Origin of the sequence: Achromobacter sp. SIMBA_011, from assembly GCF_046535435.1 — a bacterium.
Classification (GTDB): domain Bacteria; phylum Pseudomonadota; class Gammaproteobacteria; order Burkholderiales; family Burkholderiaceae_B; genus Achromobacter; species Achromobacter dolens.
The window spans coordinates 1-262 of sequence record NZ_JAWRWN010000668.1; the positions used below are offsets into that span (position 1 = coordinate 1).

Below are 262 nucleotides of genomic sequence, written 5' to 3' on the forward strand. Positions count from 1 at the left end.
GGCTATCAGCACCTACTACCCCTACGGATGACCCCACCCTAAGCGTGTATTGGTTCGGCAGATTCACGCCGTTCTGAGCTTGTCGACGGACGTCCAGCAAGCCCTTATCAGAGAGTTCGGCTATCGCGCGCTTGACGGAATCCTTACTCATGCCGCAGTCGGCCGAGAGCTTGTCGTGACTCGGATCGCACCTTCCCGTGTCGCGATTCGTCCGGTTCGCGAGCATCAATAACACCAGTTTCTGGAGCGCCGGGAGATCCTG

The 262-nt window shown here is 58.4% G+C and carries 1 protein-coding gene; it reads right to left on the reverse strand.

The features are described from left to right. On the reverse strand, positions 1 to 262 hold a 262-nt coding region (locus tag SB816_RS32640; protein ID WP_410548330.1), incomplete at both ends, for a helix-turn-helix domain-containing protein.